Origin of the sequence: Mesorhizobium sp. M0276 (genome assembly GCF_040321755.1) — a bacterium.
In the GTDB taxonomy this organism is placed as follows: domain Bacteria; phylum Pseudomonadota; class Alphaproteobacteria; order Rhizobiales; family Rhizobiaceae; genus Mesorhizobium.
The window spans coordinates 130237-142670 of sequence record NZ_JAMYSC010000009.1; the positions used below are offsets into that span (position 1 = coordinate 130237).

General features: G+C 63.5%; 9 protein-coding genes. 5 read left to right on the top strand and 4 right to left on the bottom strand.

Annotated elements, in window-relative coordinates:
• Positions 1-233: 233 nt before the first annotated feature.
• The 3 genes from NKJ01_RS09740 to NKJ01_RS09750 form a co-directional block, all read right to left on the bottom strand.
• A complete protein-coding gene (locus NKJ01_RS09740; RefSeq protein ID WP_352727593.1) occupies positions 234-1364 on the bottom strand; it encodes a patatin-like phospholipase family protein in 1131 nt (376 codons plus the stop codon).
• A 49-nt stretch (positions 1365-1413) separates the two neighbouring features.
• The gene (locus NKJ01_RS09745) at positions 1414-2196 is read right to left on the bottom strand and encodes a 3-hydroxybutyrate dehydrogenase (RefSeq protein WP_502905870.1); all 783 of its coding nucleotides are present in this window, start codon (positions 2194-2196) and stop codon (positions 1414-1416) included.
• 175 nt (positions 2197-2371) lie between these two features.
• Positions 2372-3460, bottom strand: a complete 1089-nt coding sequence (locus NKJ01_RS09750) for a citrate synthase/methylcitrate synthase (RefSeq protein ID WP_352727594.1) — start codon at positions 3458-3460, stop codon at positions 2372-2374.
• 93 nt (positions 3461-3553) lie between these two features.
• Here NKJ01_RS09750 and NKJ01_RS09755 point away from each other — a divergent pair, with 93 nt between their 5' ends.
• Positions 3554-4693, top strand: coding sequence for a citrate/2-methylcitrate synthase (locus NKJ01_RS09755; protein ID WP_352727595.1), 1140 nt, complete (start codon positions 3554-3556; stop codon positions 4691-4693).
• Between the two features lie 85 nt (positions 4694-4778).
• Here NKJ01_RS09755 and phaR read toward each other — a convergent pair whose 3' ends face one another.
• Entirely contained in the window at positions 4779-5390 is a 612-nt protein-coding gene (phaR, locus tag NKJ01_RS09760; RefSeq protein ID WP_023762886.1) for a polyhydroxyalkanoate synthesis repressor PhaR, read from the bottom strand.
• A 305-nt stretch (positions 5391-5695) separates the two neighbouring features.
• Here phaR and NKJ01_RS09765 point away from each other — a divergent pair, with 305 nt between their 5' ends.
• The 4 genes from NKJ01_RS09765 (at position 5696) to NKJ01_RS09780 (ending at position 12246) form a co-directional block, all read left to right on the top strand.
• On the top strand, positions 5696-6880 hold the full coding sequence (locus NKJ01_RS09765) for an acetyl-CoA C-acetyltransferase (RefSeq protein ID WP_352727596.1): 1185 nt from the start codon (positions 5696-5698) through the stop codon (positions 6878-6880).
• A gap of 113 nt (positions 6881-6993) precedes the next feature.
• Positions 6994-7719 carry an acetoacetyl-CoA reductase gene (gene phbB, locus NKJ01_RS09770; RefSeq protein WP_352727597.1) on the top strand — a complete coding sequence of 242 codons (726 nt, stop codon included), beginning with the start codon at positions 6994-6996 and terminating at the stop codon, positions 7717-7719.
• A gap of 708 nt (positions 7720-8427) precedes the next feature.
• Positions 8428-11844 (top strand): helicase-related protein, encoded by a 3417-nt coding sequence (locus NKJ01_RS09775; RefSeq protein ID WP_352727598.1) that lies wholly within the window; start codon positions 8428-8430, stop codon positions 11842-11844.
• A gap of 15 nt (positions 11845-11859) precedes the next feature.
• Entirely contained in the window at positions 11860-12246 is a 387-nt protein-coding gene (locus NKJ01_RS09780) for an RNA-binding S4 domain-containing protein (protein WP_352727599.1), read from the top strand.
• Positions 12247-12434: the final 188 nt, after the last annotated feature.

Consider the following 12434-nt stretch of genomic DNA (forward strand, 5'->3'; position numbering starts at 1 on the left):
TCGGACGGGCCTGTTGCCGCGTCGACCGGCGCCAACGCCGGCGTCTGGCTCTCTTGCGCGATCGCGAACGGTGCTCTGAAGGCGAGCATGGCAGTAGGCGTCAGCATGATAGGGAACTTTTCATGCGAAGGCCACGTGAAGGCGCCAGGGCAGCTCCGGGCAGCCGCCGCCCTGATCAGGACGATCGACCTACCCTGAAGCCGGGATGAAGTCGAGTTGTGTCGAGGTTGAGTTCAGGCCCGACGGCGAACCACCTCTGGGTTCTTCCGCGCGGCGAGGAATTCCTTGACCCGCCGGCCTGGTGCGGGACCGCGCATCGGCTTGAAACCGTCATCGAGTTCGCCTGAGAGATCGAGCGTCGGGTGCTTGCCGACAGCGTCATAATTCTCTTCCAGCCAGTCGGTCGCGGCGGTGCGGCCGAGATCGCGCAGATAGGTCAGGAACGCCCATTCGGCATTGACCTTCGACGATGCCGACAGGTCCTTGAACGCCTCGTCGGCATCGATGCGGTGCATGCGGATGTCGCGGTATTCGCCATGCGGCAGACGGCCGGCGGCGATCAGTTCCTTGACGAAGGCGATCGAACGGAATTCGCGCAGCAGCCCGGCGTTGAAGGTGATCTCGTCGATGCGGTTCTGGATCTCATTGGCGCTCCTTGGTGTTCCCTCCCTCACCACCGGATTGATCTGTACCAGCAGCACGTCCTCGGTCGCCGCCGTCTTGAAGAACGGATAAAGCGCCGGATTGCCGCCATAGCCGCCGTCCCAATAGGGGACGCCCTTGATCTCGACGGCGCGGAACAGCTGCGGCAGGCAGGCCGAAGCCATCACCGTATCGAGGTCGATCTCGCCGTCGGAAAAGACGCGCAACTGTCCGGTTTCGACATTGGTCGCCGAAATGAACAGTTCCATCGACTTGCAGGCGCGGACATTCTTAAAATCGATCTCCTTGGCAACCACGTCACGCAGCGGATTGAGGCCCAGCGGGTTGGCGGCATAGGGCGAGAACACCCGTGACATGGTGTCGAAAAAGACATAGCCCGGCGTGTTCTCGATCGACCAGTTGCCCCAGGCGACATCCCACGGCATCCGCTGCACCGGGCTGAACCGGCCCTTGGCCGCCACCGCACGCCAGAAATCGTCGAGCTTCTGTCTTGCGCCCTCAACCCCGCCACGGACAAAACCGTCGGCCACCGCAACCGCGTTCATGGCGCCGGCGCTGGTGCCTGACACCGCTGATATCTCCAGCCTGCCGTCCTCCAGCAGCCGGTCGAGCACACCCCAGGAAAAGGCCCCGTGCGAGCCGCCGCCCTGAAGCGCAATGTTGATCTTCTTCGTCTCCTCCGCCTTGCCGTTTTTGGTCATGGCGTCGTCCTTGATCTGTCCCGCTTTGGGGGATGAGAAAATTCTGGCCTCACGCGGCGGTCCAGCCGCCATCGACCGAGAGATGCGTGCCGTTGACTTGCGCCGCTGCGTCCGAACACAGGAACAGCGCCGCTGCCGCGATCTGCTCGACGGTGACGAATTCCTTGGTCGGCTGCTTATCCAGCATGACCTCGCGAATGACGGTCTCGCGGTCCATGGCGTGGGCTTTCATCTGGTCGGGGATTTGCGCTTCGACCAGGGGCGTCAGCACATAGCCGGGGCAGATGGCGTTGCAGGTGATCTTGTCGCGCGCCAGTTCGAGGGCCACCGTCTTGGTCAGACCTAAGATGCCGTGCTTGGCCGCGACATAGGCCGATTTGAACGGCGACGCGACCAGACCATGCGCCGAGGCAATATTGACGATCCGGCCGCCGCCGGCTTTTTTCATCATCGGAATGGCGGCGGCGATGGTGTGGAACGCCGAAGACAGGTTGATGGCTATGATGGCGTCCCATTTCTCGATCGGGAAGTCTTCCACCGGCGCTACATGCTGGATGCCGGCATTGTTGATCAGAATATCGACCGACCCGAATGCCTCGGCCGCTTTGGCGACAAGTGCCCGGCATTCCGCCGGCTTCGACATGTCGGCCTTGACGTAGGCACTCTTCACGCCGTGTTGTTTGGCGATCGCATCGGCGATGGCGTGGTCGGCTTCCGTGTCGGAGAAGGAATTGACGACGACATTATGGCCTTCGCCCGCCAGCGCCTGGGCTATGGCCAGGCCAATGCCGGATGTCGAGCCGGTGATGACTGCGGTTTTCCTGGTGGCCAAGGGCGGAATCCTCTGGTTGCGGCAGAGCAGGTCTATGTTGCAGTGCAGCATATATGCCCAATGTGACGCAATAACAGCGGCCAGATTTGTCCGGCGCGATGACATTTTTGTCATGAGCCGCTGCAGCAGGACGTAGGCCAAATCGCCCCGTCCTTCCCCACAAGCGAAACAATCTTCAGGCAACCAGGTCCGGCACGGGCCCGACATAACGTGACTGCGGGCGGATCAGCCGACCGGTTTTCTGCTGCTCGCGTGCATGCGCAATCCAGCCGGAAACACGCCCGGCAGCAAAGACATTGCTGAAGGCTTGGCTGGGAAAGCCCGCCGCTTCCAGCAGCAGCGCGGTGTAGAACTCGACATTGGTCTGCAGCGAGCGCGACGGCTTGGCAACCCGCAGCACGTCGAGCGCCGCTTGCTCCACCGTCTCCGCGAAGGCCAGCCGGCGGCCGGCCTCGCCCTCGCCGCCGAGTTGCCGCACCACCGCTTTCAGCACATCGGCACGCGGATCGCGCACGCGGTAGATGCGATGTCCGAAGCCCATGATGCGCTCGCCATGCGCGACCGCGTCGCGCAGCCAGCCGGCCGCATCGCCATGCGCCTGGATTGCATCCAGCATCTCGATGACAGGGCCAGGCGCGCCGCCATGCAGCGGCCCCTTGAGCGCGCCAAGCCCGGCCAGCACCGACGAAGTCAGCCCAGCCTGCGTGGACGCGACCACGCGAGTCGCAAAGGTCGATGCATTGAGACCGTGATCGCAGACGGTCACCAGATAGGTGTCGAGCGCCTTCGCCAGCCCTGGCGAGGCGACGCTGCCACTCAGCATCCGCAACATGTCGGCGGCGTGATCGCCCCGACTGTCCGGGGAGAGCGCCTCCTCGCCGCGTTGCAGGCGAAGCAAGGCCGGCGTCAGTACCGCCGGCGCCGCGATCAGCAGCAAGGCGTCCGTCAGCGTGTCGTCGTCCGGCAGCAGCGCCATGCCGGCACGCATGGCGCTGTAGATATCGAACGATGCCAGCAAGGGCAGCGACGGCAAAAGCAGCTCGAACACGTCCGCACGCGCCTGGCCCAGAGCCCGCGTCAGTTCCGCATCATCGGGAAGCTCGTCGAAAAAGCCATCCAGCAGCAGCCGAACCACCTGGGCATAGCTCCAGCGGCCGGCCAATTCCGGCAGCGAATGACCCCGGATCGTCAGACGGCCGCCAAGACCATCCACGTCGGAGAGCACTGTTTCCGCCGCTACAACATCATCGAGCCCATTCGCCATAGCCTTGTCTCCTTGAAGCTTTTGGGGATCGGAGATAAGGCTGGACAACATGGTCATCAATCTTGATCAATAGAATCAATATGAGAGTTCGATATGTCCGAGTGGCTGTCGCGAGAAGAAGCGCTTGAACGTCTCCAGGTGCGGGCGCAGACGCTGTACGCCTATGTCAGCCGTGGGCGCATCGGCATGCGGCCTGACCGCTCCGATCCGCGCCGCAGCCAGTATCGCGCCGACGACATAGCGGCGCTGGCAACCCGAAGGGCGCGCGGAAGAAGCCCCTCGGCCATCGCCGAAAGCGCCATTGCCTGGGGCGAGCCTTCGGTCGTCACCTCGATCTCGACCGTCTCGCATGGTCGCCTTGTCTATCGTGGCCAGGACGCCGTTGCGCTTTCTGAGAATGCGACACTGGAAGAAACGGCCGCAGTGCTATGGAATCTGCCTGGACCGGTGGCTTTCGAAGCGCCGTCGCCGGATGCGCCCCTTGAAGACAGCCGAGCCGCGGCCTTTGCGCAACTTGCCATGCTTGCCGGCCAGGAACGCTCATCTCTCGGGCGCAATGCCGCGTCGCTGCATGCCGATGCCGCGCACGCTGTCGGCGTGTTGGCCGGCGCGCTGGGCGCGCTGGCGGGATCAGGTCCGGTCCACCGGCGATTGGCGCACGACTGGTCGGTGGATGCCGGCGGCGCGGAAGCGATCCGCCGCGCGCTTGTCCTGCTTGCCGACCATGAACTGAACGCGTCGACCTTCGCGGCGCGCGTCGCGGCCTCGACCGGCGCGCCGCTGGCCGCTTGCCTGCTCGCGGGGCTCTCGACACTGTCAGGCCCTCGCCATGGCGGCGCCGGCGAGGCGGTAATGCAACTGGCCGAGGATGCGGCGCGGCAGGGCGCCGATGCGACGATCCGGCGCTGGCTCAGTCACGATCGGCCGCTGCCGGGCTTCGGTCATCAGCTCTATCCCGACGGCGATCCGCGGGCGGAAGCGCTGCTGTCGGTTGTCGAGGTCGATGGCTCACTGTCGTCGCTGTACGACGCGGCCCATGCCGCGACCGGTGCGCTTCCCAACATTGACTTTGCCCTGGCCGCGCTGACGCGTAGCCTTGGCTTGCCGCGCGATGCGCCGTTCCGACTGTTCGCACTCGCACGCAGCGTCGGCTGGGCCGCGCATACGGTCGAACAGATAACAAGCGGAGGCCTTATCAGGCCCCGCGGCCGTTATGTGGGAGTGCTGCCATAGGGCCGAAAGGGTACCGGTCTTCGGAAAAGTGAGACGGGCAGCGATCCGATGTGCCGTTGCTATCGGATCTTTCGATCCGAACGCCTCAAGACATCGTATCGAGCTTGCGCTGCATGGCTGCGATCTGGTCCTTCAGTTCCTGCAGGTCGTCGGGCTTGTCAGGCGTTTCCTTCTTGGCCGGCTCGGACGCTGGCGTAGCGGCTGGTGCGGAGCCCGCGGGCGGAAACGGCGTGAACAGACGCATCGCATTCTGGAACATTTCCATATTGCGGCGCGTCTGCTCCTCCAGCGCCTTGATTGGCGTGGTGATTTTCATCATGTCCAGCGGCGATTTGCCGAGAGCACCCTTCATCTGCTCGCGAAAGCGCTCCTGCTCCTTGGAGAAGGCGAGCATCGACTGTTCGAGGAAGCTCGGCACGATCATCTGCATCTGGTCGCCGTAATAGGCGATCAGCTGGCGCAGGAACGGGATCGGCAGCATGTTCTGCCCATCCTTGTTCTCCAGTTCGAAGATGATCTGGGTCAGCACCGGATGCGTGATGTCGTCACCGGTCTTGGCGTCCTGGACGGTGAACTCCTCGCCCTTCTTGACCATCTCGGCGAGGTCCTCGAGCGTCACATAGGTGCTGGTGCCGGTGTTGTAGAGGCGGCGATTGGCGTATTTCTTGATGATGATCGGATCGTCTTTCGCGGCCATCTACATCCTCCCGGGGACACCGGCGAGCCTCTGAGTAAGCCGCCGATAACGATTGTGCCTTTTTTGAGGATATGCGCAAAAGCCTCACAATTCCAAGCAGTTTGTGCAGTGCGGGATCACTAAATGCTGCATAGCGGCCAAAATATGCTGCGCAGCAATGAGGGAACTGCCGCCCCGGCGAAGCACGACCCGCTTGCGACGCATGGGCGCCATGCCCATTTCCGGTTTGACTTGGATCATGGAAAGGGCAAGAAAAGTCGCCAACAACGCCCAAAAATACGACAGCTCGAAGTCCGGAGAAGAAAATGACCTCTGCCAATTCCATCGTCGTCGCCAGCGCCGCACGCACACCGGTCGGCTCCTTCAACGGCGCCTTCGCCGCCACCCCGGCACATGAGCTCGGTGCCGTCGTCATCAGGGAATTGCTGTCGCGCGCCGGTGTTGAACCAGGCGAGGTCGACGAGGTCATCCTTGGTCAGGTGCTGACCGCGGCGCAGGGTCAGAACCCGGCCCGCCAGGCATCGATCAATGCCGGCCTGCCCAAGGAAACCACGGCCTGGGGCCTCAATCAGGTTTGCGGCTCGGGGCTGCGCGCCATTGCGCTCGGCATGCAGCAGATCGCCAGCGGCGACGCCAAGGTGATCATCGCGGGCGGCCAGGAATCGATGTCGCTTTCGACACATGCCCAGCACCTGCGCGCCGGCGTCAAGATGGGCGACTTCAAGCTGATCGACACCATGATCAAGGACGGGCTGTGGGATGCCTTCAACGGCTATCACATGGGCAACACCGCCGAAAACGTCGCGCGCCAGTTCCAGATCACCCGCGACGACCAGGACCAGTTCGCACTGGCCTCGCAGAACAAGGCCGAGGCCGCGCAGAAGGCCGGCAAATTCAAGGACGAGATCGTCGCCGTCACCATCAAGGGCAAGAAGGGCGACACCATTGTCGACCAGGATGAGTACATCCGTCACGGCGCCACGATCGACGCCATGACCAAGCTGAAGCCGGCTTTCGACAAGGACGGCACGGTAACCGCCGCCAACGCCTCCGGCATCAATGACGGCGCCGCGGGTGCTGTGCTGATGAGCGAAGCGGAAGCGGTGCGGCGCAGCATCACCCCGCTGGCGCGTATCGTATCCTGGGCAACCGCCGGCGTCGATCCGCAGATCATGGGCACCGGACCTATTCCCGCCTCGCGCAAGGCATTGGAAAAGGCCGGCTGGTCGGTCGGCGATCTCGACCTGATCGAGGCCAACGAGGCCTTTGCGGCGCAAGCCTGCGCCGTCAACAAGGACATGGGCTGGGATCCTTCGATCGTCAACGTCAATGGCGGTGCGATCGCCATCGGCCACCCGATCGGCGCCTCGGGTGCCCGCATCTTCAACACGCTGGTCTTCGAGATGCGCCGGCGCGGCGCCAAGAAGGGCCTCGCTACGCTCTGCATCGGCGGCGGCATGGGCGTCGCCATGTGCGTGGAGGCAATCTGAGAAAAAGGGTGAATGGTGAGTGGCAAATGGTGAATGGCGGGTAGCCGTCCGTCTTCGACCATTCACCATTCACTATTGACCATTCACCAGAAACTTTAGGGAGGAGGAACTTCATGACCAAGGTAGCAATCGTCACAGGCGGATCGCGCGGCATCGGCGCAGCGATCTCGATCACATTGAAGAACGCCGGCTATTCGGTTGCCGCCAACTATGCCGGCAATGACGAAGCGGCGGCGAAATTCAAGGCCGAGACCGGCATTCCGGTCTACAAATGGTCGGTCGCCGACTATGACGCCTGCGCCGCCGGCATCAGCCAAGTCGAGGCCGATCTCGGCCCCGTCTCGGTGCTGGTAAACAATGCCGGCATCACCCGTGACGCCATGTTCCACAAGATCACGCGCGAGCAGTGGAAAGAGGTCATCGACACCAATTTGTCGGGCGTCTTCAACATGACGCATCCGCTGTGGAGCGGCATGCGCGACCGCAAGTTCGGCCGCGTCATCACCATCTCCTCGATCAACGGCCAGAAGGGCCAGGCCGGCCAGGTCAACTATTCCGCCGCCAAGGCCGGCGACATCGGTTTCAGCAAAGCTCTGGCTCAAGAGGGCGCGCGCGCGGGCATCACCGTCAATGTCATCTGCCCCGGCTACATCGCCACCGAGATGGTCAAGGCGATCGACGAGAAGGTGCTCAACGAGCGCATCCTCCCGCAAATCCCCGTCGGCCGCCTCGGCGAGCCCGAGGAGATCGCGCGCTGTGTCGTTTTCCTGGCTTCCGAAGATGCCGGCTTCATCACCGGTTCGACCATCACAGCCAATGGCGGCCAGTATTTCGTCTGACGACGCGGCGATGCAGGCGGACAGATCGACGGGCCGGTACGCCGGCCCGTTTTTCGTTGCCAGCCTGATCTTTTCGAGATGTCCTCGTCGGTCGCTGACCCAATCCGGCACGCAGAGGTTAACGGCCGGCCGCTGCCCTGTGCGAAACCTGTTCCCAAGCCTGTGGATAATTGGTGGAAAACCTGTCTACAACACTAGGTATTGGGGTGAACAAACCAGGAAAATCATACCATCGCCGATTCGTCTCCGATTCGTTCTGGCTTTGACCGGAAAGTTAACGATGGCGACCTGAATCGTCAGCCTAATCCTTAACGTTGGTTAGGAAAGATCAACAATTTCATGCCGTTGGGCGAGGGACGCCAAGCCTTCATGATCGCTCATGGGCAAAGGTTAACGTCATAGCTCTCCTAGCATGAAACGGGCCAGTTGGGGGATTCAGCATGTGGTGCGTTCAGTGGTCGCAAAACCCACATGTAGCCGTGAACAAAAGCTGAATCTGCAGGAGTCACTGATTCGTCGCCGATTCGTTCCAGACTCGTTCTATCCGTTAATCCGCAGCCGATTGAGAGCTTGACAAAGACCCTTCTAGCCGCCGGCGGAACATTCCGCTTTCGCTTCTCGCCCGAAATCCCTATGTGTCCCCTGTCATACGCGCCAGTTGAGGCACGCTCCCGACAACCAGAGGCCAGAAGCCTTATTTCCAGATCAATGAACATCCAGCCGAAACACACTGAGCCACTGATCCTTTCGGGTCGCGACGTGACTGCCGTACTTGGGCCCACCAACACCGGCAAGACCCATCTCGCCATCGAGCGCATGGTGGCACACGAGAGTGGTATCATCGGCCTCCCGCTCAGGCTGCTGGCGCGCGAGGTCTATGCCCGCGTCTGCGAAAAGGTTGGCGCCCACAAGGTCGCGCTGATCACCGGCGAGGAAAAGATCCAGCCGGCGGGCGCGAAATATTCGGTCTGCACCGTTGAGGCCATGCCACGCGAGACCGATGCCGCCTTTGTCGCCATCGACGAGGTGCAGCTTGCCGGCGACCTCGAACGCGGCCACATCTTCACCGACCGCATCCTGCATCTGCGCGGCCGTCAGGAAACGTTGCTGCTCGGTGCCGCCACCATGCACGGCATTTTGCAGCGCCTGCTGAGAGGCGTCTCCGTGGTGACGCGGCCGAGGCTGTCGCATCTTGCCTATGCCGGCTCCAAGAAACTGACCCGTCTGCCGCGGCGCACGGCGATCGTCGCCTTCTCCGCCGACGAGGTCTACGCGATCGCCGAACTGATCCGTCGCCAGCAAGGCGGCGCCGCCGTCGTGCTCGGCGCGCTCAGCCCACGCACCCGCAACGCCCAGGTGGCGCTGTTCCAGTCGGGCGATGTCGACTATCTCATTGCCACCGACGCCATCGGCATGGGCCTCAACCTCGATCTCGATCACGTCGCTTTCGCCCAGAACCGGAAGTTCGATGGTTATCAGTATCGCAACCTGACGGCGGCCGAGCTTGGCCAGATCGCCGGCCGCGCCGGTCGGCATCTGCGCGACGGCACCTTTGGCGTCACCGGCCAGGTCGACCCGCTGGACGAGGAACTGATCAAGAAGATCGAAGGCCATGATTTCGATCCGGTGAAGGTGCTGCAATGGCGAACCGCGCGTTTCGACTTCGCCAGCCTCGATGCGCTGAAGCGCTCGATCGAAACCAATGCCCCGGTCGAAGGACTGACGCGTGCGCTGCCTGCAGTCGACGCGCAGGCGCTTGAATATCTGTCCCGCGACGAAGACATCCGCGCTCTTGCCAGCAATGCCAAACGCGTGGCGCTGCTGTGGGAGGCCTGCGCGCTGCCCGATTACCGCAGGATCGCGCCGGCCCAGCATGCAGACCTCATTGCTTCGATCTACACGGACCTTGCACGGCATGGCCATGTCGACGAGAATTACATGGCCGAGCAGGTGCGCCGCGCCGACACCACCGAGGGCGACATCGACACGCTGTCGCATCGCATTGCCCAGATCCGCACCTGGACATTCGTGTCGAACCGGCCCGGTTGGCTGGCCGATCAGGCACACTGGCAGGAAAAGACGCGCGAAATCGAAGACAGATTGTCGGATGCGCTGCATGAGCGGTTGACGAAACGCTTCGTAGACCGCAGGACTTCCGTCCTCATGCGGCGCCTTAGAGAAAATACCATGCCTGAAGCCGAAATTAGTCCTACCGGAACCGTCCTTGTCGAAGGCCACCATGTCGGCGAGTTGCAAGGGTTCCGCTTCACCGCCGACCAGACCGTCGGCGGCGAAGATGCCAAGGCCGTGCGCACCGCCGCCCAGAAGGCGCTGGCCGCCGAGTTCGAGGCGCGCGCCGAGCGCTTCGGCGCTTCAGCCAATGGCGACATCGCGCTTGGCTCGGACGGCACGCTGCGCTGGATCGGCGCGCCGATCGGCACGCTGGTTTCCGGCGAAGACGCGCTGAAGCCGCGCCTGGTGCTGCTGGCCGACGAACAGCTGACTGGCCCGGCACGCGACAAGGTCGCCGCGCGTGCCGAGCGGTTCGTCAATTTCCAGGTCGAATCGCTGCTGAAGCCGCTGGTCGACCTTAAGAATGCCGACCAGATTTCCGGCATCGGCCGTGGCATCGCCTTCCAGCTGGTCGAGAATTTCGGCCTCATCAACCGCCGCGACATCGCCGAGGAGATGAAGTCGCTCGACCAGGAAGGTCGCGCCGCCCTTCGCCGGCTTGGCGTGCGCTTCGGCGCCTACCATGTCTTCGTGCCGGCGCTGATCAAGCCGGCGCCCGCCGGGCTGGTGACGCTCCTCTGGGCATTGCAGAACGACGGCAAGGACAAGCCCGGCTTTGGCGACGTGGTTCACGCGCTGGCTTCCGGCCGCACATCGGTGGTCATCGATCCTGCCTTCGACAAGACCTTCTACAAGTTGGCCGGCTACCGCAATCTCGGCCGCCGCGCCGTGCGCATCGACATCCTGGAACGGCTGGCCGACTTGATCCGCCCGGCGACCAACTGGAAGCCCGGTCTCGGCCAACGCCCGGACGGCGCCTATGACGGCCAGTCCTTCATGGTGACGCCGCCGATGATGTCGATCCTCGGCGCCACCGCCGACGATATGGAAGAAATCCTGAAAGGCTTGGGCTACCGCGCCGAGCCTAAGCCGGCCGTGGAAGTCAAGGCACGGCTCGAAGCACAGGACAATGCCGCGCGCGAAGCTGCGGCGGCCAAGCTGGCGGCGGAAGAGGCGGCAAAAGCCGAACAGGCCAAAGCGGCGGAAGCCGCGGCAACCGACGCGGCTGCGGAGGCAGCGATCGAAGGTTCGGAGCCGGCATCGGACGCAGTGGCCGTTTCGGAAAAGCCGGTCGAAAGTCCTGCCGAAATCATCGCGGACACCGCCGCAGAACCGACTGTGCCCGATGTGGCAGAACAGGCGGACACTCCAGTCGAAACCGTGCAGGACGAAGCGCCGGTAGCCGAGATTGTTGCAGAGGCCGCCGAACCTGCGCCGGTTGAACCAAAGGCAGCGGCTGAAGCTGCCGAGATTGAAACCGCACCGGCCGAGCTGACGCCAGATGCCGCGCCCGCAACGGACGCCGCGCCAAACGAACCTGCAGCGGCGGCTGAAGCGGCCGCCAGCAGCGAACCCGCCCCAGAAGCCGAAGCGCCAAAGCCCATACTGTTGTGGCGCCAGGGTCGCTTCGAACAGCGCCCGCGCAACCGCGACGACAGCCGCAGGAACAATCGCCCGCGCAACGCGCAAGGGCGCGGCCGAAGCGATGCGCCTGTGGATGCTGCCGGCGCACCAGCCGCAGTTCCACCTGGCGATCGTCCGGCCCATGAAGGACGGCGCGAAGGCGCCGGCAAGCCGCGCTTCGACCGTTCGAAGTTCAAGCCCAAGCCACAGGCCGAAGGCGAACAGCGGCGTGACGGCCGCCCGCAAGGCGATCGGTCGGACCGCCGCGAAGGCCGGTCCGACTGGAAGGGCGGCAGGCCGGACGGCAAGGGTGCGCAAGGCAGCAAGCCGGCTTTCCAGCCGAAGCCGCGCGAGGAACGCCCGGTGCGCTTCGATCCTGACTCGCCTTTTGCCAAGCTCGCCGCTCTGCGCGACCAGCTGAAGAAGTAGACCTGGCTCGCCTCGATGGTCGTCGAAGGCCGCCAGCGCATCGACAAATGGCTATTCTTCTCGCGCGCCGTGAAATCACGCTCGCTGGCAGCGAAACTGGTGGTCGCCGGCCGCGTGCGCATCAATCGCGACAAAGCAGCGCAGGCCTCCGATCTGGTCAAGCCTGGCGACGTGCTGACCATCACGCTCGAGCGGCGCATCTTCGTCTGGAAGGTGCTTGGCGCCGGTGCTCGACGCGGCCCGGCCGAAGAGGCCCGCACGCTGTACGAAGATATCTCGCCACCGCCCGCGCCGAAGGGCGAAGCCCCTCCTGATGCAATTCCGGGGCTGCGCGAGGCCGGTAGCGGCCGCCCGACCAAGAAGGAACGCCGGCAGACCGACCGCTTGCTCGGCGAAGACTGAACCTGACATACAGGAACACGCAGCGGGAATGGGACGACGACACGCCTGAGGCAGAACTGAACCCGGCAATCAAGACGTTTCGCAGGACATGGCTGACTTCCGCCGGGCCTGCTGTCTGGTATTCCATTCCCGAAACACCGGCACCACCCGCAATCCCTACCCTTGCAAGCGGCCGATAAAGGCGTTAC

Coding starts and splice junctions, on each gene's coding strand:
- phaR (WP_023762886.1), bottom strand. CDS start 5,390: ATGGCCGCGAAAGACGATCCGATCATCATCAAGAAATACGCCAATCGC.
- NKJ01_RS09765 (WP_352727596.1), top strand. CDS start 5,696: ATGACCTCTGCCAATTCCATCGTCGTCGCCAGCGCCGCACGCACACCG.
- phbB (WP_352727597.1), top strand. CDS start 6,994: ATGACCAAGGTAGCAATCGTCACAGGCGGATCGCGCGGCATCGGCGCA.
- NKJ01_RS09750 (WP_352727594.1), bottom strand. CDS start 3,460: ATGGCGAATGGGCTCGATGATGTTGTAGCGGCGGAAACAGTGCTCTCC.
- NKJ01_RS09740 (WP_352727593.1), bottom strand. CDS start 1,364: ATGACCAAAAACGGCAAGGCGGAGGAGACGAAGAAGATCAACATTGCG.
- NKJ01_RS09780 (WP_352727599.1), top strand. CDS start 11,860: ATGGTCGTCGAAGGCCGCCAGCGCATCGACAAATGGCTATTCTTCTCG.
- NKJ01_RS09755 (WP_352727595.1), top strand. CDS start 3,554: ATGTCCGAGTGGCTGTCGCGAGAAGAAGCGCTTGAACGTCTCCAGGTG.
- NKJ01_RS09775 (WP_352727598.1), top strand. CDS start 8,428: ATGAACATCCAGCCGAAACACACTGAGCCACTGATCCTTTCGGGTCGC.